This is a genomic window from Arthrobacter sp. YC-RL1, from assembly GCF_001454985.1.
Lineage (GTDB): Bacteria > Actinomycetota > Actinomycetes > Actinomycetales > Micrococcaceae > Glutamicibacter > Glutamicibacter soli.
Genome location: NZ_CP013297.1, coordinates 3,130,985 through 3,149,752, shown reverse-complemented (window position 1 = coordinate 3,149,752; position 18,768 = coordinate 3,130,985). Strand labels below are relative to the sequence as shown.

20 protein-coding genes and 1 pseudogene are annotated in these 18,768 nt (G+C 64.0%); 12 read left to right on the top strand and 9 right to left on the bottom strand.

Annotated features, from left to right (window positions below; translation table 11 throughout):
• Positions 1-64: 64 nt before the first annotated feature.
• Positions 65-526 carry a hypothetical protein gene (locus ATC04_RS14570; RefSeq protein ID WP_152666789.1) on the bottom strand — a complete coding sequence of 154 codons (462 nt, stop codon included), beginning with the start codon at positions 524-526 and terminating at the stop codon, positions 65-67.
• Positions 527-835: 309 nt separating this feature from the next.
• On the opposite strand from ATC04_RS14570, the gene ATC04_RS14565 reads away from it, so the two are divergent.
• Entirely contained in the window at positions 836-1,288 is a 453-nt protein-coding gene (locus ATC04_RS14565; RefSeq protein ID WP_231735992.1) for a MarR family transcriptional regulator, read from the top strand.
• A gap of 215 nt (positions 1,289-1,503) precedes the next feature.
• The gene (locus ATC04_RS19450; protein WP_146955906.1) at positions 1,504-1,794 is read left to right on the top strand and encodes a hypothetical protein; all 291 of its coding nucleotides are present in this window, start codon (positions 1,504-1,506) and stop codon (positions 1,792-1,794) included.
• Between the two features lie 113 nt (positions 1,795-1,907).
• Here the strand turns inward: ATC04_RS19450 and ATC04_RS18945 are convergent.
• Both ATC04_RS18945 and ATC04_RS14555 read right to left on the bottom strand, forming a co-directional pair.
• Positions 1,908-2,057: pseudogene (locus ATC04_RS18945) on the bottom strand (GlsB/YeaQ/YmgE family stress response membrane protein); the annotation flags it as partial.
• Positions 2,058-2,147: 90 nt separating this feature from the next.
• Positions 2,148-3,515 carry an MFS transporter gene (locus tag ATC04_RS14555; RefSeq protein WP_047118399.1) on the bottom strand — a complete coding sequence of 456 codons (1,368 nt, stop codon included), beginning with the start codon at positions 3,513-3,515 and terminating at the stop codon, positions 2,148-2,150.
• Positions 3,516-3,623: 108 nt separating this feature from the next.
• Here ATC04_RS14555 and ATC04_RS14550 point away from each other — a divergent pair, with 108 nt between their 5' ends.
• Both ATC04_RS14550 and ATC04_RS14545 read left to right on the top strand, forming a co-directional pair.
• Positions 3,624-4,532, top strand: a complete 909-nt coding sequence (locus ATC04_RS14550) for a LysR family transcriptional regulator (RefSeq protein ID WP_231735991.1) — start codon at positions 3,624-3,626, stop codon at positions 4,530-4,532.
• A 49-nt stretch (positions 4,533-4,581) separates the two neighbouring features.
• Complete coding sequence (locus ATC04_RS14545; RefSeq protein WP_047118401.1) at positions 4,582-4,938, top strand: VOC family protein; 357 nt, start codon at positions 4,582-4,584, stop codon at positions 4,936-4,938.
• A 34-nt stretch (positions 4,939-4,972) separates the two neighbouring features.
• Here the strand turns inward: ATC04_RS14545 and ATC04_RS14540 are convergent, their stop codons facing one another.
• Together ATC04_RS14540 and ATC04_RS18940 are read right to left on the bottom strand one after the other, a co-directional pair.
• Positions 4,973-5,590, bottom strand: a complete 618-nt coding sequence (locus ATC04_RS14540) for a response regulator transcription factor (protein WP_120990033.1) — start codon at positions 5,588-5,590, stop codon at positions 4,973-4,975.
• The gene (locus ATC04_RS18940; RefSeq protein ID WP_152666790.1) at positions 5,571-6,752 is read right to left on the bottom strand and encodes a histidine kinase; all 1,182 of its coding nucleotides are present in this window, start codon (positions 6,750-6,752) and stop codon (positions 5,571-5,573) included. The genes ATC04_RS14540 and ATC04_RS18940 overlap by 20 nt, the downstream gene beginning before the upstream one ends.
• Positions 6,753-6,862: 110 nt before the next feature.
• Between ATC04_RS18940 and ATC04_RS14530 the strand changes: the two genes are divergently transcribed.
• The 6 genes from ATC04_RS14530 (at position 6,863) to ATC04_RS14505 (ending at position 11,240) form a co-directional block, all read left to right on the top strand.
• Positions 6,863-7,663, top strand: coding sequence for a GAP family protein (locus ATC04_RS14530; RefSeq protein WP_052772261.1), 801 nt, complete (start codon positions 6,863-6,865; stop codon positions 7,661-7,663).
• Between the two features lie 68 nt (positions 7,664-7,731).
• Positions 7,732-8,229, top strand: a complete 498-nt coding sequence (locus ATC04_RS14525) for a hypothetical protein (protein ID WP_047118404.1) — start codon at positions 7,732-7,734, stop codon at positions 8,227-8,229.
• Positions 8,230-8,280: 51 nt separating this feature from the next.
• On the top strand, positions 8,281-8,724 hold the full coding sequence (locus ATC04_RS14520; RefSeq protein ID WP_047118405.1) for an NUDIX domain-containing protein: 444 nt from the start codon (positions 8,281-8,283) through the stop codon (positions 8,722-8,724).
• 163 nt (positions 8,725-8,887) lie between these two features.
• Complete coding sequence (locus ATC04_RS14515) at positions 8,888-9,700, top strand: exodeoxyribonuclease III (RefSeq protein WP_047118612.1); 813 nt, start codon at positions 8,888-8,890, stop codon at positions 9,698-9,700.
• 9 nt (positions 9,701-9,709) lie between these two features.
• Positions 9,710-10,720, top strand: a complete 1,011-nt coding sequence (gene trpS / locus ATC04_RS14510) for a tryptophan--tRNA ligase (RefSeq protein ID WP_047118406.1) — start codon at positions 9,710-9,712, stop codon at positions 10,718-10,720.
• 1 nt (position 10,721) lies between these two features.
• On the top strand, positions 10,722-11,240 hold the full coding sequence (locus ATC04_RS14505; RefSeq protein WP_047118407.1) for a 2'-5' RNA ligase family protein: 519 nt from the start codon (positions 10,722-10,724) through the stop codon (positions 11,238-11,240).
• Positions 11,241-11,498: 258 nt separating this feature from the next.
• On the opposite strand, the gene ATC04_RS14500 is transcribed toward ATC04_RS14505, so the two are convergent.
• The 4 genes from ATC04_RS14500 to sdhC form a co-directional block, all read right to left on the bottom strand.
• A complete protein-coding gene (locus tag ATC04_RS14500) occupies positions 11,499-12,281 on the bottom strand; it encodes a succinate dehydrogenase iron-sulfur subunit (protein ID WP_047118408.1) in 783 nt (260 codons plus the stop codon).
• Positions 12,281-14,068 (bottom strand): succinate dehydrogenase flavoprotein subunit, encoded by a 1,788-nt coding sequence (gene sdhA / locus ATC04_RS14495; RefSeq protein WP_047118409.1) that lies wholly within the window; start codon positions 14,066-14,068, stop codon positions 12,281-12,283. Before sdhA ends, ATC04_RS14500 begins: the two co-directional genes overlap by 1 nt.
• A gap of 71 nt (positions 14,069-14,139) precedes the next feature.
• Positions 14,140-14,583, bottom strand: coding sequence for a succinate dehydrogenase hydrophobic membrane anchor subunit (locus ATC04_RS14490; RefSeq protein WP_047118410.1), 444 nt, complete (start codon positions 14,581-14,583; stop codon positions 14,140-14,142).
• A 3-nt stretch (positions 14,584-14,586) separates the two neighbouring features.
• Positions 14,587-14,967 carry a succinate dehydrogenase, cytochrome b556 subunit gene (sdhC, locus tag ATC04_RS14485; RefSeq protein ID WP_082123805.1) on the bottom strand — a complete coding sequence of 127 codons (381 nt, stop codon included), beginning with the start codon at positions 14,965-14,967 and terminating at the stop codon, positions 14,587-14,589.
• A gap of 278 nt (positions 14,968-15,245) precedes the next feature.
• Here sdhC and ATC04_RS14480 point away from each other — a divergent pair, with 278 nt between their 5' ends.
• Both ATC04_RS14480 and betT read left to right on the top strand, forming a co-directional pair.
• Entirely contained in the window at positions 15,246-16,361 is a 1,116-nt protein-coding gene (locus ATC04_RS14480) for a mannose-1-phosphate guanylyltransferase (protein WP_113606804.1), read from the top strand.
• A 179-nt stretch (positions 16,362-16,540) separates the two neighbouring features.
• Entirely contained in the window at positions 16,541-18,673 is a 2,133-nt protein-coding gene (gene betT / locus ATC04_RS14475; protein WP_047118413.1) for a choline BCCT transporter BetT, read from the top strand.
• Positions 18,674-18,768 lie beyond the last annotated feature (95 nt).

Sequence of the window (18,768 nt, the reverse complement as noted above, 5' to 3'; positions counted from 1 at the left end):
GAACTCAAAAAATAGCCCCAACTTTCGACGCTGCCGCATTGGCGGGCAACGGATACTGCGCTGATTAGGCGATGCTCAGGTCCGACGGTGTTCCACCCCGGCCAAAATCGAGACCGCCTGTGGGGGTTGGCGAGGGGGCGATGAATGGCTGTTCCAGCCAATCTTGCTGCGGATGCAAAGCTACGTCCAGAGGTTCCGAGGGAAGCGCTAGGTTTTCTTTGCCGGCGACCGCAAATTGTAGATTGCGGACTTCGAACTGGATGCCCAGGGAGTTCTCCATTTGTGGCAGCAGCGTGTCATTCACGTATTGCATCAGCTCAGAAACATGGTCTTCGCTTTTCGCGGTGCATGCCAGGTTCAAGACCAATTGATCCGGGGTACCGGTAATGGTGCATATAGCCGAATGAACCGTATCTTTGCTCCGGCACTCGTGTGATCCGAAAGCGGCGATCTGCTGCATCCGCTCCGCCCATGCGTTGGCAGGATGCGTCGAGGGATCTACTGGAACTGCTAAGGATTCTTTCATTATTCACTCCGGTATTGATAGCTGTTTCGTAGTAGAATATATGTAGACAGGCTAACTATTAGCTAGGTTACATTATACTTTTTTGATTAGGCAAGCTGACCGCAGGCAATGGCGAGGAAGGAGCATCGGGAGGTACGAGCGATGAGTTCGTACCCGGCGGAGGGAATTCTCATGAGTAGTTATGGAGCAAGTGGATATTGGTATGACACGGCTACCACGGCGCCAGGGGCCGTTGATTTGTTGAACCTGATGCGCAGGTATCGAGAGTCGGAACGTAAGATGCGGGCCAAAACGCGTGGATCCATGGGAATGAACGAAACCGATATGTCCGCTCTGCGATTCCTGCTCGGTGAGCATCGTAAGGGGGTGATTCCGCGTCAACGGGATTTTGCCGAAGAGCTGGGCATCTCTAATGCATCCGTGTCGGTGTTGATAGACCGGTTGTGCCGCGACGGGTATGCCGAGCGCATTGTCCACCCTGCCGATCGCCGCTCGGTGGGGATCGTGCCCACCGAATACAGTGATTCCGAAGTTCGCGGAACGCTGCACAAGATGCATGAGCGCATGATGGATGCAGTGAACACCCTGACCGCTGACGAGCGGATTGGGGCGGCCAAGTTCTTGGCAGCCATGATCCGAAGTGTTGAAGCCGACGAAGCGGAAGAAATTCAGTCCCGCGAATCCGCGGTTGCTTCCTCCTCGTTGCCAGATCGGAAATCTGATAGGAATTCAGCTTCCTCGGCTTCGGATCATCTGCGGTAGTCCGAGGGTTGCATGGAGGTTGGGAATCGACCGGACTCCCGCCGCCGCAGACCGGCGTGGAAGCCACCAGATCCACCTGGGGTGCGAAGTCGATTTCAGCTTCTACCGTATCGTTCCTGATGAAAATCTGACGGTCGCCCTTCGTCTTAGGTTCAGGAACGTAGATTAGGAAAATAGTAAATTCAACTCGTTCTGGAAGAATGGAGTGATAGCTAATGCCACGTAAGCGTCTTGATGTTTCTCTCAGTCATGATGAGTTCGAAGATCTTAACAACGCTTTGGAAGACCATCGGGATGGGTTCAAGAGGATGGCGCAGGAGGCAATCAACGGTTTCGGCCTCGAGCCCGCCTACTGGACCGGTCGAGCCGAAGAAGTGGAAGGTCTTCGTGAGTCGGTGCACGAGCATAGTGCTGACGAACCTGACGTTCCACCTGCGGATTCGGATCTTCCACGGGAGGCAGAATCGGCTCTGGATCTGGATCCCGAATCCGAGCCACGCAATTAATTGGTTCGGAATGCCTAATCATCCCATCCGCCCGACGCGGGTATTGTCTCAAGAATCCAACCGAAAGAGCGGTCCACCACATTGTGTGGTGGACCGCTCTACGATAGGACCAATTAGGCGCGCTTGTGGGTAAGAAGCCCCCAGATCACCAGAACGATCAGCGAACCACCGATAGCGAGCAGCCACGTAGAAAGGGACCAGAAGCGGTCGATTTCGACATCGAACAGCGCTGAACCGATCCAGCCACCCACGACCGCGCCGAGCTCACTTTCCGGCAAAGCCGGGCAAAGAAAACCCCGCCCCAGCGAAACAAATTCGCTGGAACGGGGTTTGCGCCTAACAGGGGGTCAACGCTACTTGGAAACCTCTTGCGTCTGGGCTTCGACGGCGCGCTTGTCGAATACCAGGGCGCCGACTTCCTGCTCAGCCTGGTTGTGGAAGGACAGGTCGATGCCGCGGCGGTCGCGGATCAGGGAGACCGCGATGAAGGCGAGCACCACAACCACCAGCAGGTATACGGCCACGGCGGTGGTGCCACCGGTTGCCTGGACCAGCGCCTGGGCGATGGTCGGGGCGAAGGCACCGCCGAGGATCGCGCCGATGGCGTAGGAGATCGAGACGCCGGAGAAGCGCACCGAAGCCGGGAACAGTTCGGAGTACAGTGCCGCCTGCGGCCCGTAGGTCAGGCCCAAGCCGATGGAGAACAGGCCGAAGGCCAGATAGAGCATGCCCAGCGAGCCTGAGTTGACCAGTGCAAAGACCGGGAACAGCGATGCGGCCAGAACCACGAAGCCGATCTGGTAGGTGCGCACGCGGCCGATCTTGTCCGCCATAACGCCGGCGATAAGGGTCACGACCAGCCACACGGCGGCGCCGAAGGCCACGGCGATGAGCACGTCGGTGCGCTCCAAGCCGATCGGTCCCTCGGGATCGGTGGTGTAGGCCTGGAAGAACCCGCCGGTGGTCATGTAGCCTGCGGCGTTATTGCCGGCGAAGACCAGCGCGGCAATCAGCACCAGCGGCCAGTGCTTCTTGAACAGGACGAGGATCGGGACCTTGGTCTGCGCCTTGTGCTCGGCGATCTCCTCGAAGACAGGGGACTCGTCCACGGAACGACGGACGAAGAAGCCAATGGCGATCAGGATGATCGAGACCAGGAACGGCACGCGCCAGCCCCACTCGAGGAATGCATCACCGGGGGAGATGACGCCGGTCATCAGCGCCATCATGCCGCTGGCCAGCAGCATGCCCAGGGGAACGCCAACCTGCGGGTAGGAGCCCGAACGGCCGCGCTTGCCTTCCTCGGCATGCTCGACGGCCATCAACACGGCGCCGCCCCATTCGCCGCCGGCGGAGATGCCCTGGATGATGCGCAGCAGCAGCAACAGGATCGGAGCCCACAGCCCGGCGGTCTCGTAGGTCGGCAGTACGCCGATCAGCGTGGTGGCAGCCCCCATGAGCGACAGGGTCAGCACCAGCATGGCGCGGCGGCCGATCTTGTCGCCGTAGTGTCCGGCCAGGAAGGCGCCGAGCGGACGGAAGAGGAAGGACAAGCCGACCGAGGCGAAGGAGATCAGCAGCGCGATGTCCTTGCCGGCGGGCTCGAAGAACAGGTGACTGAAGACCAGGCCTGCCGCGGTGGCGTAGATGAAGAAGTCGTACCATTCGACGGTGGTACCGATGACTGTGGCGAACGCGACGCGCCGTTGGTTTGCGTTCATGAAGTGGGCAGCTCCTTGGAGAGGTGAATCACTTCAGTGTGACACCACACATAGGTAAGGTAAACTTCAAATATCTGTAGAACTTCTGAAGGTTGGCTTATGTATTCGATGAGGCATCTTGAAATCATGGCCGAGCTTCCGGACCACCGGACCCTCGGTTCCGCCGCGGACGAATTGCGTATTTCCGAGTCAGCACTGTCCCAAGCGATTACCGCCATCGAGAAACTGGCCGGCGAAACGCTGTGCCTGCGGCGCAAGGCGCACGGCTTCACCCTGACAGCCTCCGGAGTGCATTTTTCGGCGATGGCCCGCAAAATCATCTCCGATGTTACGGAACTGGCGGCCACCTTCCCGCAGCAGGAAGGCGTGCTGCGCGGACCCGTGCGCTTCGGCTGCTTCGCCTCGCTCTCCCCGCACCTGATCCCCTCGACCATGCAGGGATTCGACCACCCGCAGGTGGAACTTTCGGTGCAGGTTGGCACCCATGAGTCGCTGCTTCCGGCGCTGCGCAATGCGGACCTGGATGTCGCCTTCGTCTACGATCTGGGCCTGCCACCGGACATGGACAAACAGGAGATCTACGGGACGCATATGCAGGTGGTGCTGCATCCGGAGCACCCGCTGGCGCGCCTGGAACGACCGCTGGAACTTGCCGACCTGGTGGACGAGCCGCTGGTGATGTACGAATCCGATCCGTCCACCGAATACGTGCTCCAGCTGTTCGCCGCGCAGGGCCTGAACCCCAAGGTCATCGCCGAGGTGCCGCAGATGATCCTGGTCTCCGCGATGGTCGGGCGAGGCTTGGGCTACGGCCTGCTGATGCGCCGCCCGAACAACGCCGAGATGTCCTTGGAGGGCAAGCCGCTGGCCTTCCGCGACCTGCATACCCCGGTGTCGCCGACCGCTCCCAGCTCCCTGAGCTCGGTCGTGGCGATCACCCCGCTCGGGGTCAAGGTGCCGGCCCGGGTGCAGGCGCTGATCGAGCACTGCCGCGAAGCCATGGCGGATTCCTGGTAGCCCTACCCAAGCGCCGGCGGCTCCCGCATAATGGGGCGCAGGAGGCATCATGATTGGCACATGGCAGGCATTGGTGATCGACTGCGAAGACCCGGACTCGCTGGCGGCGTTCTACGAGCAGCTGCTGGGCATGGTCCGCATCGACAACGACCCTGACTGGGTGAGCATCGGCGCCGCGCCCGACCGGCCGGCCGTCGCGTTCCAAGCCGTCAGCCCCTATGTCGCGCCCGAATGGCCGGGGCATGTGCACCCGCAGCAGATGCATCTCGACGTCAGGGTCAAGGATCTCGATCTGGCCGAGGAGCTGGTGCTGAACCTCGGCGCCCGGAGCACCGGGCAGGGGACCAAGACCTTCCGTGTCTACCTCGACCCGCAGGACCACCCTTTCTGCCTGGTGAGCTGGTAGCCGCAGTATCGCAGCAGCGCCCATCCGCCGCTAGCTAGCCGCCGGCTCCGTAGGCGATCTTCGCCGCCTGCAGCCTGGTGCTCACCCCGAGCTTGGCAAGCACCGCCGACACGTGCGTTTTCACCGTGCTTTCCCCAATGCCCAGGCGCTGCGCCAGCTGCGGATTGCTCAGTCCCTCGCCGATTCCCTGGAGCACCTCACGCTCCCTGGCAGTGAGCCCCTCGGGCAGCACCGCGGGCGGCGCCGCGGCCAGCGCCCGTTCCATGACCCGGGCGGTGACCTGCGGATCCAGGACGGATTGGCCGCGGCCCGCCGCACGCACCGCGTCGATGATCGCCTGCGGCTCGGCGGTCTTCAGCAAGAAGCCGTGGGCGCCGGCCTGCAAGGCGCCAAAGAGGTAGTCGTCATCGTCGAAGGTGGTCAACACGATCACCCTTGTCTGCCCGGAAATCTGCGCGGTCGCCGCGATGCCGTCCATCACCGGCATACGAAGGTCCATGAGCACCACGTCTGGGCTGAGCGCCAGGACCATGGACACCGCCGCGGCCCCGTCCGCAGCCTCCCCGACAACTTCCAGGTCCTCTGCCGCCTGCAGCACCAGGCGGATGCCCAGGCGCACGGTCGAATGGTCGTCAACAAGCAGGATCTTCATGGATTCCATCCTGTAGCTGGGCGGCGGTGGGCAGGGTGACCTGAACCTGGAACTGGGGGACGGTGCGAATGTCGCAGCTGCCGCCCACGGCCTGGGCGCGGGTGCGGATGCTCTGCAGCCCGATGCCGCTGCCGAAGCCGTGTCCGGCATGCTCCGGGACCGGGTTGCTGGCATGGATCCAAACGCGGTCCGACAGCTGCTCCAGACGCAAGCTCAGAGTGCTGCCCGGGGCGTGCTTGGCGTGGTTGACCAGCAGCTCGCGCACCGTGCGGTGCGCGGCGGTGTGCACGGCGGCGGGGATGGACTCAGGGTGCGGCACCGAGTACTCCAGCTCGATCTCTTCGGAAGCCTCGGCGACCAGCTGCGGCACGTCGGTCAGCCGCGCCGCCAGCGCCGGGGTTCCCGCATGCAGCATGCGCACCATCTCGCTCATTTCCTCCAGCCCGGTCACGCTTTCGCGGCGGATGGCCGCCAGCGGTTCGTTGCCCGGCGCGGCCGCCAGCGCCGCTCCGGAGAGCAGGGCGATGGAGGAGAGCCGGGCGGAGAGCACGTCGTGCATTTCGCGGGCCAGCGCGGTGCGCTCGGAAATCCGGGCCGCGTGGTGCTCGGCGCTCAGCCGCTCCGCCCGCGCCTCGGCGGCGGCGGCCAGCGCCGCGGAACGCTCGGCCTGCGAGGCGGAAAGGTCCTGGGCGGTGCGCACGTTCTGCGCCCACAGCATCGGGGTGAACAGGATGAAGCCGGTGAGGAACAGGCTCAGCACCACCTGCTGCGCCAGGTGCGTGGCATCCCAGGCGAGCACCGCCATCAGCAGCGACACCAGGCACATGAGCGTGAACGAGATCCGGCGCAACGTCAATCCGCCGAGCAGGAAGACGCTGAAGACCGCCTCGAAGGCCATGAAGTATCCGGCAATGCTGCCCAACGCCAGCAATCCCAGCCCGGAGCCCGTCATCACCAGCACGGCGGGCAGCAGCCAGCGCCTTCGCAGCAGGACGGCGCCCAAGCCCAGCAGCAGCACCGGGAACCAGAGCCAGCCAGGCAGCCCGGAAAGCGGCGGGTTCACCACGCCGAAGGCGTGCAGCACCGCGGCAAGCAGCAGATACATCCCGGCCGTCTCCGGCTCGTCCTGGCCGCTGCCGATACGCCGGATCAACGTCGTCATGATTCCAGCATGCCCCATCCGCAGGGCCACGCGGCATCCGCCTTAAGGGGGAGATCGAGCCGTCCTGCTGCCCGATACCCCTGCGCCGCGACCCGGGACAGGCTGGAAGCATGGACATCTTCACGAATGCCGCACCCGCCTCACTGGTGGTGCTCGCGCTGATCGACGCCACCAGCATCGGCACCCTGGTCATCCCCATTTGGCTGCTGCTGCGCCGCGACTACCGCCGGGCGATTCCCCGGGTGCTGCTCTACCTTGGACTGCTGGCCGGCTTCTACTGGGCGATCGGTCTGCTGCTGCGCTCCGGCTTCCAGCTGGCGTACTCCCGGATATCCTTGGACACCCCGATGATGCGGCTGCTGGGGCTGGCCCTGGGGGCGGGGATGATCATCTGGGCCTTGACCTACCGCACCGACGAGCAGAAGCTCGCCGCGGCGCGCAAGGCCGGGACCGCAAGCGGCGAGACCGTCAACGCCGGCGGGCTGCAGGAAACCGCAACCGGCCAGCCGCAGGTTTCCGGGGCGCTGCGCCGGAGGCTGGGGACCGCGCTGGATACCCGCACCGGGGTCGTGGCGCTGGCCCTGCTGGCGGGGCTGCTGGAGCTGCCCACCATGCTTCCCTACCTCGGCGCCATGGGCGTGCTGCAAGGCGCCGGATGGAGCTCCGGGGTGCAGGTGCTGGTGCTGGCCGGGTACTGCCTGGTGATGATCGCTCCGGCGCTGGTGCTGGTGGGTGTGCGCAGGGCGGCCGGGGACCGGATCGAGCATTGGCTGCAGGCTGCGGGAAGGAAACTAGGTCGCTACGCGCAGGAGACGCTGGGCTGGGTGGTGGGCATCGCCGGGTACTTCCTGATCAGGTTCAGCCTGGACGGGGTGCAGCTGCGCGAGCTGGTCGGCAGCGTGCTGGGATAGCCACGCTGTGGGCGAAAGGACAGCCGTGCGATTGGCCTGCATCCGGGGATGATGCGAGAATTGAAGGCATGGAACCTCTAGGCAGCAGCGCGAAGCAGGGTCGGAAAATCACCCTCAACGCATCGACCCTGGCAATGTCGGTCATGGTCATCGTCCTTCTGGTGGCGGTCATCTTCGCCGCCAATTCGAATGAGATCGTCGGCTGGTTCGTCGTCGTCATCTCCGCCGGCTGGCTGCTGCTCGCCGGGTTCATGATGTTCGGCCTCAAGCGCGGAGCGCAGAAGATCAACAACTCGCTGCGCGAAGCCACCGCCGCGGCCACCCCGCGCGCCCAGGCCGGCACCGTCGTGGTCGACGAAGCCACCAGCCAGCGCGACATGAAGCTGGACCACTCCTTCAAGATCGTCCAGGTCCAGGCCCGCGTCATCGCCGAGCAGCGCGAGCTGAAGAACCCTGAGTCTGAAGAAATGATCGACCGGGCCCTGGACACCATCCAGATGACCGCGAGCAACGCCCGGGATATGATCAAGCCGGCCAAGCCGCTTGACGGCGAAATTATCGGTTAACTTCAAACTTTTCGAGACGGCTCCGGCCGTCTCGATGTCTTTAAGGACCGCATGCATCTGATTCCCGTGGTCTATGTCGTGTTCCGGCGCGAGGACCGGATCTTGTTGCAGCAGCGCCGCGGAACCGGTTTCATGGACGGGCATTGGGCCTCCGGGGCCGCCGGGCATGTCGAGGCCGGGGAAACCGTGCACCAGGCCGCCTGCCGCGAGGCATTCGAGGAACTGGGGATGAGCATCGAGCCGGATGGCCTGGAGCCGCTGGCCGTGCTGCACCGAGCCCCGAACCGCGTCGACTTCTTTTTCCAGTGCACCAGCTGGTCCGGCCAGCCCAAGCTGATGGAGCCGGACAAGGCCGCCGAGCTGCAATGGTTCGACCTGAAGGCGCTGCCTAGTCCCGTGGTCCCGCATGAATTGCATGTCCTGGGCCAGTTGTGCTCCGGCGTTCCGGGGATCGGATCGTTCGGCGATTTCACGCCGCCTGCCGGGCTGGACTAACCAGTACTCCAGACGATTCGCGCAGGCTGATGGGAGCTGCCCGCGCGGAGGGAGGCTACGTTCTCCGCACTCGGCGTTTCCCGGAGGGGCGCGAGTCGATCAGCGGGTAATCAGCACGCGAATTTTGTAAGCTGGAAGGGTGATACCAACCAGCGTGGAAATTCTGAGCAAGAACGCCGGCGCCCTGCGCGTGGCTTCGGTCAACGTCAACGGCATTCGCGCCGCCTACCGCAAGAACATGGCAGATTGGGTCGCCGCCCGCGACGTCGACATCCTGTGCCTGCAGGAAGTGCGCGCACCGGACAAGGTGCTGCGCGAACTGATCGGCGAGGGTTGGCACATCTTGCATGCCGAAGCCAAGGACAAGGGCCGTGCAGGCGTGGCAGTGCTCTCCCGCGTCGAGCCGGTGGCCGTGCGCGAGAACATCGGCGACGAGTACTTCGCCGACTCCGGACGCTGGGTGGAAGCCGACTTCGAGGTCAACGGGGAAACCTTCACCGTGGTCTCCTGCTACGTGCACTCGGGCGAACTGGGCACCCAGAAGCAGGAGGACAAGTACCGTTTCCTGCAGCGCATGACCGACTACCTGCCGGCCCTGGCAGCGGAAAAGGACCATGTGCTGGTGGTGGGCGACCTGAACGTCGTGCACACCGAGAAGGACATCAAGAACTGGAAGCCGAACCACAACAAGCGCGCCGGCGTGATGGATGAGGAGATCGCCTACTTCGACGGCTTCTTCTCCTCGGTCGGCTACAAGGACGTGGCCCGCGAACTGGCCGGAGACGTCCAGGGCCCCTACACCTGGTGGTCCTACCGCGGACAGGCCTTCGACAACGACGCCGGTTGGCGCATCGATTACCACATGGCCACCCCGTCGCTGGCCAGCAAGGCCATCAAGTCCCATGTTGACCGCGCCTCAGGCTACGACCTGCGCTTCTCCGACCACGCACCGCTGGTCGTCGACTACCAGTTTTAAGGAATTTTCATGACTAAGTCCCGCGTTCTTTCGGGCATGCAGCCTTCGGGCGACTCCCTGCACCTGGGCAACTACCTCGGCGCACTGGTCAACTGGGTCAAGACCCAGGACGAGTTCGACGCCTTCTTCTTCATCCCCGACATGCACGCGATCACCGTGAGCCAGGATCCGGCCGAGCTGCGCGCCCGCACGCGCAAGACCGCCGCCCAGTTCATCGCCGGCGGCATCGACCTGGAGAAGTCCACGCTGTTCGTGCAGTCCCAGGTGCCCGAGCACGCCCAGCTGGCCTGGGTGCTGAACTGCATCACCGGCTTCGGCGAGGCCAGCCGCATGACCCAGTTCAAGGACAAGTCGGCCAAGGGCGGCGCGGACGCGGCCAGCGTCGGCCTGTTCACCTACCCGGTGCTGATGGCCGCCGACATCCTGCTCTACCAGCCGCAGGGCGTTCCGGTGGGCGACGACCAGCGCCAGCACGTGGAGCTTGCCCGCGATCTGGCCAAACGCTTCAACCACCGCTTCGGGCAGACCTTCACCGTGCCGGAGGCCTTCATCCCGAAGGAGGGCGCGCGCATCTACGACCTGCAGAACCCGACCTCCAAGATGTCCAAGTCCGCCGAGTCCCCTGCGGGCCTGATCAACGTGCTCGACGAGCCGAAGCTGATTGCCAAGCGCATCAAGTCCGCGGTCACCGACGCGGACACCGTGATCGCCTACGACAAGGCCGGAAAGCCGGGCGTCTCCAACCTGCTGGACATCCTGGCCGCCGTGACCGACCGCCACGTGCCGGACCTGGTCGCTGAATTCGAGGGCAAGATGTACGGGCACCTGAAGGTGGCAGTGGCCGACGCCGTGGTGGAGCGCCTGGCTCCGATCCGCGCCCGCACCCTGGAGCTGCTGGACGATCCGGCGGAACTGGACCGCCTGCTGCTAGCCGGGGCCGAGAAGGCCCGACAGGTTGCTTCCAAGACCGTGGCAGATGTCTACCAGAAGGTCGGCTTCCTGCCGCCGCTGGGTGTCTGACATGGATAACCTTGAACCCCGATTCACGCTGGGCGTGGTGATCCCGGTGCCGCAGCCGCAGCGGGAGACCCTGCGCGCCTGGCGCCGGGAGTTCGGGGGAGCGGACACCGAGGTGATCGCTCCCCACATCACGCTGGTGTCCGGGTCCTACCTGAACACCTGGGAGAAGGCCGCCGCGCAGGTGCGCCAGGTGGCGGGTCAAACCGCGAGCTTCACAGTGCAGCTGGGTGCCGCGCGGACCTTCCGTCCAGCCAGCGAAGTGGTCTACCTGCCGCTGCTGGACGGGGCGGAGGAATGCTGGGCGCTGCACCGCGGGCTGCTCTCCGACGCGCTGCGCCACGAGTCGAACTTCGCGTACCATCCGCACCTGACCATTGCGCAGAACGTGCCCCCGGAGAACCTGGACGCCGCGCAGGCAGCGCTGGACCAAGTGGGCCTGTCCTTCGAGGTGAGCTCGATCCAGCTGTTCGACACCCGCGGCGGGCAGTGGAGCCTGAGCGAAGAGATTGAACTGGGCTAAGGCCCGCCGACACACGAAAAGAACGCCAGCCCAAAGGCTGGCGTTCTTTTCGTTGAAGGTCTGCTCGGCAGCCCAAGCCTCTGGCTCGGCCCATGCACGCAGCATGGCGGCGCCGTTGCAGGTGCCCCGCGGTGGCAGTTGCCGGGCAAGGGGTTCGGCGGACTTCAGGCCCCGCGGGGGACCGGGGAACGGCTCTTTCCTCCAGCAATGCCAAAAGGCCCGAACCATGAAACTGGTTCGGGCCTTTGCTTCGCGTACTTAGACGGTGCGCGAGAGGATCGCCTGCTTGACCTCGGCGATAGCCTTGGTCACCTGGATGCCGCGTGGGCACGCTTCGGTGCAGTTGAAGGTGGTGCGGCAGCGCCACACGCCTTCCTTGTCGTTCAGGATCTCCAAGCGCATGTCGCCTGCATCATCGCGCGAGTCGAAGATGAAGCGGTGCGCATTGACGATCGCTGCCGGGCCGAAGTACTGGCCATCGGTCCAGAACACCGGGCAGGAGGAGGTGCAGGCGGCGCAGAGGATGCACTTGGTGGTGTCATCGAAGCGCTCGCGGTCCTCGACCGACTGGTAGCGTTCCTTGGTCGGCTCGTGGCCCTTGGAAATCAGGAACGGCATGATCTCGCGGTAGGACTGGAAGAACGGTTCCATGTCCACGATCAGGTCCTTCTCCAGCGGAAGACCCTTGATTGCCTCAACGGTGATCGGCTTGGAGGTGTCCAGGTCCTTCAGCAGGGTCTTGCAGGCCAGGCGGTTGCGGCCGTTGATGCGCATGGCATCCGAACCGCAAATGCCGTGGGCGCAGGAACGGCGGAACGACAGCGAGCCGTCGTGGTCCCACTTGACCTTGTGCAGGGCGTCCAGCACTCGGTCGGTGCCGTACATGGTCAGCTTGAAGTCTTCCCAGTAGGCCTCTGCTGTGGTCTCCGGCAGGTAGCGGCGAACGCGCAGGGTGATGTTGAAGGTAGGGATCTCTCCGCCGCCACCAACACCGGCCTTCAACTCAATCTTTGATGGTGGTTCTGGCAGTTCGGTGCTCATTAGTACTTACGCTCCATTGGCTGGTAACGGGTGAAGACAACCGGCTTGGTTTCCATGCGGATGCCGGCGATGCCCTCGGTAGTAGCGTTGTGGTCGCGGTAGGACATCGAGTGGACCATGAAGTTCTCATCGTCGCGGTTCGGGAAGTCCTCGCGGTAGTGACCACCACGTGATTCCTTGCGGTGCAGCGCTGCGGTGGTCATGACCTCCGCCAGGTCCAGCAGGAAGCCCAGTTCCACGGCTTCGAGCAGATCCAGGTTGAAGCGCTTGCCCTTGTCCTGGATGGACACGTTCTTGTAGCGTTCGCGCAGGCTCTCGATGACCTCCAGAGCGCCCTTCAGCGAGGTTTCGTCGCGGAACACCTGGACGTTGGCGTCCATGATCTCCTGCAGGGCCTTGCGCAGCTCTGCGACGTTCTCGGTGCCGGTGGAGTTCAGCAGGCCGTCCAGCTGGGCGGTGACCAGTGCTTCAGGGTTCTCCGGCAGCTCGACGAAGTCAGCGGTCTTGGCGTACTCGGCGGCGGCGATGCCGGCGCGGCGGCCGAAGACGTTAATGTCCAGCAGCGAGTTGGTGCCCAGGCGGTTCGCGCCGTGGACCGAAACACAGGCGACCTCGCCGGCTGCGAACAGGCCCGGGATGGTGGTGTTGTTGTCCTGCAGGACCTCGGTCTCGATGTTGGTCGGCACGCCGCCCATGGCGTAGTGCGCGGTCGGGTACACCGGCACCGGATCGGTGAACGGCTCGACACCCAGGTAGGTGCGGGCGAATTCGGTGATGTCCGGCAGCTTGGATTCGATGTGCTCTGGCTCCAAGTGGGTCAGGTCCAGCAGCACGTAGTCCTTGTTAGGACCGCAGCCGCGGCCTTCGCGCACTTCGTTGGCCATGGCGCGGGCCACGATGTCACGTGGGGCCAGGTCCTTAATGGTCGGAGCGTAGCGCTCCATGAAGCGTTCGCCGTCCGAGTTGCGAAGGATTGCGCCTTCGCCGCGGGCGCCCTCGGTGAGCAGAATGCCCAGGCCTGCGAGGCCCGTCGGGTGGAACTGGAAGAACTCCATGTCTTCCAGCGGCAGGCCCGAGCGGAACGCGATGCCCATGCCGTCGCCGGTCAGGGTGTGGGCGTTGGAGGTGGTCTTGAAGACCTTGCCTGCGCCGCCGGAAGCGAAGATCACGGACTTGGCCTGGAACACGTGCAGTTCGCCGGTGGCCAGGTCGTAGGAGACGACGCCGGCAACACGCTTCTGCATGTAGGCGGTGCCGTCTTCGCGGAAGGCTTCTTCCTCAACCATCAGCAAGTCCAGCACGTAGTACTCGTTGTAGAACTCAACGTTGTGCTTGACGCAGTTTTGGTACAGGGTCTGCAGGATCATGTGGCCGGTGCGGTCTGCTGCGTAGCAGGCGCGGCGCACGGCGGCCTTGCCGTGGTCGCGGGTGTGGCCGCCGAAGCGGCGCTGGTCGATCTTGCCCTCAGGGGTTCGGTTGAACGGCAGACCCATCTTTTCCAGATCCAGCACGGCGTTGATGGCTTCCTTGGCCATGACCTCTGCTGCATCCTGGTCGACGATGTAGTCGCCGCCCTTGATGGTGTCGAAGGTGTGCCACTCCCAGTTGTCTTCCTCGACGTTCGCCAGTGCGGCGCACATGCCGCCCTGGGCCGCGCCGGTGTGGGAGCGGGTTGGGTAAAGCTTAGTTAGCACTGCGGTGCGTGCACGCTGACCGGATTCGATCGCTGCACGCATACCTGCACCGCCGGCACCGACGATGACTACGTCGTACTGATGTACCTGCATTCTTGATGCTCTCTTTTCTACAAAAAACTGTCTGGCTAAAAGTTCGGCTCTAAAACGGGGGTTTTAGGGTTTTAGCACTGTGGCAGGGTGCTGCCCGCGACGCATGGGTCGAAGGTGAAGATCACCAGGGTGCCGAGCACAACGATGAAGATCGTCGCGACGTACAGGATGCCCTTGAGCCATGCTCGGGTCGAGTGCTTCTCTGCGTAGTCGTTGATGATGGTGCGCACGCCGTTGGTGCCGTGCAGCATGGCCAGCCACAGCATGGCCAGGTCCCAGAACTGCCAGATCGGGTCGGCCCACTTGCCGGCGACGAAGCCGAAGGAGATGGCGTTGATGCCGTCGCCAACGATCAGGTTGGAGATCAGGTGGCCGAAGATCAGGACGATCAGGGCCACGCCGGATAGGCGCATGAACAGCCATGCGAGCATTTCGAAGCTGCCGCGGGACTTCGGACCGCGCTTGTACTTCGGGTCGATGCGCTGGCTGCGTGGAGCAGGAATGGTGACGCTCATGGCTTAGTGTCCTCCAAATGCGAGGGAGAGATGGCGGATGGCGAAGCCTGCGAAGACGACGACCCACAGGATCATGACGCCCCAGAGCATCTGGCGCTGGTACTTGGTGCCCTGCTTCCAGAAGTCAACGAGGATCAGGCGCAGACCGTTGAATGCGTGGAAGAGAATGGCCGCGACCAGGCCGGTCTCGCCCAGTGCCATCCACGGGGTCTGGTAGGTGCTGATTACTGCGTTGTATGCATTGGCATCCACGCGCACGAGGGCCGTATCCAGCACGTGAACGAGTAGATAAAGAAAAATTACGACACCGGTGACTCGGTGTCCCACCCAGGACCACATGCCTTCATGGCCGCGGTATAGGGTGCCTGACGAAGTCTTCGACACTGAACTAACCTCCAAGGCTCGCAACGGCGCATGTGTATATTGCACACAATGAGATTTGACGCACTTGTGCGAGCGTTCCTTGTGCGAGTCTAAACCACTTGCCGGGTCTCAATCTATTTCGTGTCTCGATCCTGTGAGTATGTTCACCGAATAGTGTCGTCTATGCGGTAAAAGGCTCGCAAAGCCCGAATATTAGGTCATGCGGGCCTTGTCTATTTACCCTGCAGGTGTCGCTCTCAATACCGGTATTTCCCGGAGAATGAATTAGTCTGGAATGCGTGAATGCAGACCTATTAGCCCGATTCCACGGCGTGATTCCCGCCGGCGGAGTCGGTACCCGACTGTGGCCCCTTTCCCGTGCATCGGCTCCCAAGTTCTTGCACGATCTGACGGGATCGGGCTCGACCCTGATCCGCGCCACCTACGACCGCCTGGTGCCGCTGGCCGGCGACCGCATCATGGTGGTGACCGGACGCGCCCACCGCGGCGCCGTGGTCGCCCAGCTGCCCGAGCTGTGCGACGAGGATCTGGTCCTGGAGCCGGAGCCGCGCGACTCCGCCGCGGCCATCGGCCTGGCCGCCGCGATCCTGTCGCTGCGCGACCCGGAGATCATCATGGGCTCCTTCGCAGCTGACCAAGTCATCGAGCCTGTCGAGGTTTTCCAGGCGGCCCTGGGCGAGGCGATCCACACCGCCGCCAGCGGCAAGATCGTGACCATCGGAATCCACCCGACCCACCCCTCCACCGGCTTTGGATACATCAAGACCGGCGAGCAGCTGGACGTGGCCAGCGCCCCGAGCGCGCGCGGCGTGGTCGAGTTCGTCGAGAAGCCGGATGAGGACACCGCCCGCCGCTACCTGGCCAGTGGAGGTTTCCTCTGGAACGCGGGCATGTTCGTGGCCCCGGTGGGCCTGATGCTCAAGCACCTGCAGGCCAACGAGCCGCAGCTGCACGAGGGCCTGATGAAGATCGCGCAGGCCTGGGACACCGAGGCGCGCGACGAGGTCATGGCCGAAATCTGGCCGGGCCTTCCGAAGATCGCCATCGACTACGCGGTGGCCGAGCCCGCCGCCGCGGCAGGCGACGTGGCGGTCATCCCCGGCGTGTTCAACTGGGACGACGTGGGGGACTTCGCCGCCATCGGACGGCTGAACAAGGCCAGCGCGGATGAAGGCATCATCAATCTCGGTGATAAGCAAGTGCGCGTCTACGCGGACAGCGCCACCGGCGTCGTCTACTCGGACCGCCCGCGCGTGGTGGCCCTGGTCGGCATCGAGGACGTCGTGGTGGTCGACACCGCCGACGCGCTGCTGGTGACCACCAAGGACCATGCGCAGAAGGTTAAGCAGACCGTCGAGCAGCTCAAGGCCGACGGCGCGACCGAAGTGCTCTAGACCTGCCCACGCGCCGGCCTCCCGCAGCGTGCGGGAAGCCGGCGCGTGTCCAGTTTCACGAATAAATTGGCCAACCGGGTCGTGACCACACCGAAGGCAACTGCCTTCGGCCACGTTAGCCTGTGCTTCTGCTGTGCGTAACCGGGGTGGATCCTTGGCCGGTTGGTATGTTTGAAGTCATGACTACGGCCAATAGCGAGTCCGATTCATCCGATGCCGATACGGCGCAAAACCCCGGAACGCCACGCACCCGGATCAACAAAGTGGTATTTTTCGGCTCAGCATCTCTGGTGCTGGGCATTGCTCTTTGGGCCATCTTCGACCGCGATTCGGCGGACCTGGCCATTTCCACCGCCGTCGACTGGATCGGCAGGAACTTCGGCTGGTATTACACGCTGATCATCGTCGCGGCGCTGCTGTTCGTGATCGCGGCAGCCGTCTCGAAGGTCGGCAAGACCCGGTTGGGCCCCGACCACGCCCGGCCCGCCTTCAACATGTTCACCTGGGCGGCCATGCTCTTCGCCGCCGGCATCGGCATCGATTTGATGTTCTTCTCCGTTTCCGAGCCGATCACCCAGTACCTGGCCCCGCCGACCGGGGAGGGATCCACCGTGGAGGCCGCGCGCCAGGCCATGGTCTGGACGCTCTTCCACTACGGCCTGCTCGGCTGGGGGCTGTACGCGCTGATCGGCATGGCCCTGGGCTACTTTTCCTACCGCCGCAACCTGCCGCTGTCCATCCGCTCGGCGCTGTATCCCATCCTGGGCAAACGCACCTCGGGCTGGAGGGGGCACACCGTGGACATCGCGGCGATGCTGGGCACCATCTTCGGCATCGCCACCTCGCTGGGCATCGGCGTGGCCCAGCTGAATTACGGGCTGCACTTCATGTTCGGGATCCCGGAGAACCGCAGCTGGCAGATCATCCTGATCGTCATCGCCGTGGTCATGGCCACCATTTCGGTGCTCACCGGCGTGGAGAAGGGCATCCGCCGGCTCTCCGAGCTCAACGTCCTGCTCTGCGTCGCGCTGATGCTCTTCATCCTGGTCACCGGCGGCACCGCCTACCTGATGGACGGCATCATCACCAACGTCGGGGACAGCATCGCCCGGTTCCCGTCCATGGCGCTGGACACCTTCGCCTACGACCGCCCGGAATCCTGGCTGAACGGGTGGACGCTGTTCTTCTGGGCCTGGTGGATCGCCTGGGCCCCGTTCGTCGGCCTGTTCCTGGCCCGCATCTCCCGCGGCCGCACCATCCGCCAGTTCGTCACCGGCGTGCTGGTGGTCCCCTTCGCCTTCATCCTGCTGTGGATCTCCATCTTCGGCAACAGCGCCCTGCAGCTGGTGCGCTCGGGCAACGAGGCATTCGGCGAGGTCGCCATGAACACCCCGGAACGCGCGTTCTACAGCCTGCTGGAACAGTTCCCGGCAGCGCCGTTCACCGCAGCTGTCGCCACCTTCACCGGCTTGCTGTTCTACGTGACCAGCGCCGACTCCGGCGCGCTGGTCATGGCCAACTTCACCTCCCACCTGAAGGACCCGCAGGCCGACGGCTCCAAGCCGGTGCGGCTGTTCTGGTCGCTGGCCACCGGCCTGCTGACCCTGGGGATGCTCTTCGTGGACGGAGTGCCGACCTTGCAGGGAGCCACGGTGATCATGGGGCTGCCGTTCTCGTTTGTGCTGCTGTTGATCATGCTCGGCCTGTTCAAGTCGCTGCGCATAGAATCCGCGCTGGCCAGCAGCTACAAGAACACCATGCACGAAGCGCTGACCAGCCGGCTGGGTTCGGTGAACGACCGGCGCAGCTGGAAGCAGCGCCTGGCCCGCTCGATGACCTATCCGGGGCTGAAAGCGGCCCGGCGCTATCTGGACGAGGTTGCCCGGACGGCGCTGGACGAGGTGGCCGAGGAATTCCGCCGCCGCGGGGCGGACGTGGAAGTCACCCTCGAGCCGGTGCCGAACCTCCAGCTTCCCTCCCTGGACCTGCTGGTGGCCACGGGTGCCGAACGGCCGTTCAAGTACCAGGTCTACCCGGTGCAGCTGCCGGTGCCCCGGTATGCGCGTTCGGCTCCGGGCAACGACGTCTACTACCGCATCGAGGTGTTCTCCCAGGAGGGCAGCCACGGCTACGACCTGATGGGGCTGAGCAAGGAGCAGGTGATCGGGGACATCCTGGACCAGTACGAGGCGCACCTGGGTTATCTCGACGGGCAGCTGCAGGCCGACGAGCCCAGCCAGGTCAACGCCGAAGCGGTGATGACCACCCGCTGGGAATCGGACTTCGAGCACACCGTGCGCGAGGAGTCCTAGGACCCGGCGCGGCGGCCGGCGCAGCGTTGCGTCCCGCCGCGGCGCCGTGTCCCGTGTTTCGCGGTTGGCGGCCACATTACGGATAAACTGTCTTC

Bases quoted from the DNA above. Each gene is read 5' to 3' on its own strand.
- ATC04_RS14570 (WP_152666789.1), bottom strand. From the start codon at position 526: ATGAAAGAATCCTTAGCAGTTCCAGTAGATCCCTCGACGCATCCTGCC.
- ATC04_RS14565 (WP_231735992.1), top strand. From the start codon at position 836: ATGAACGAAACCGATATGTCCGCTCTGCGATTCCTGCTCGGTGAGCAT.
- ATC04_RS19450 (WP_146955906.1), top strand. From the start codon at position 1,504: ATGCCACGTAAGCGTCTTGATGTTTCTCTCAGTCATGATGAGTTCGAA.
- ATC04_RS14555 (WP_047118399.1), bottom strand. From the start codon at position 3,515: ATGAACGCAAACCAACGGCGCGTCGCGTTCGCCACAGTCATCGGTACC.
- ATC04_RS14550 (WP_231735991.1), top strand. From the start codon at position 3,624: ATGAGGCATCTTGAAATCATGGCCGAGCTTCCGGACCACCGGACCCTC.
- ATC04_RS14545 (WP_047118401.1), top strand. From the start codon at position 4,582: ATGATTGGCACATGGCAGGCATTGGTGATCGACTGCGAAGACCCGGAC.
- ATC04_RS14540 (WP_120990033.1), bottom strand. From the start codon at position 5,590: ATGAAGATCCTGCTTGTTGACGACCATTCGACCGTGCGCCTGGGCATC.
- ATC04_RS18940 (WP_152666790.1), bottom strand. From the start codon at position 6,752: ATGACGACGTTGATCCGGCGTATCGGCAGCGGCCAGGACGAGCCGGAG.
- ATC04_RS14530 (WP_052772261.1), top strand. From the start codon at position 6,863: ATGGACATCTTCACGAATGCCGCACCCGCCTCACTGGTGGTGCTCGCG.
- ATC04_RS14525 (WP_047118404.1), top strand. From the start codon at position 7,732: ATGGAACCTCTAGGCAGCAGCGCGAAGCAGGGTCGGAAAATCACCCTC.
- ATC04_RS14520 (WP_047118405.1), top strand. From the start codon at position 8,281: ATGCATCTGATTCCCGTGGTCTATGTCGTGTTCCGGCGCGAGGACCGG.
- trpS (WP_047118406.1), top strand. From the start codon at position 9,710: ATGACTAAGTCCCGCGTTCTTTCGGGCATGCAGCCTTCGGGCGACTCC.
- ATC04_RS14505 (WP_047118407.1), top strand. From the start codon at position 10,722: ATGGATAACCTTGAACCCCGATTCACGCTGGGCGTGGTGATCCCGGTG.
- ATC04_RS14500 (WP_047118408.1), bottom strand. From the start codon at position 12,281: ATGAGCACCGAACTGCCAGAACCACCATCAAAGATTGAGTTGAAGGCC.
- sdhA (WP_047118409.1), bottom strand. From the start codon at position 14,068: ATGCAGGTACATCAGTACGACGTAGTCATCGTCGGTGCCGGCGGTGCA.
- ATC04_RS14490 (WP_047118410.1), bottom strand. From the start codon at position 14,583: ATGAGCGTCACCATTCCTGCTCCACGCAGCCAGCGCATCGACCCGAAG.
- betT (WP_047118413.1), top strand. From the start codon at position 16,541: ATGACTACGGCCAATAGCGAGTCCGATTCATCCGATGCCGATACGGCG.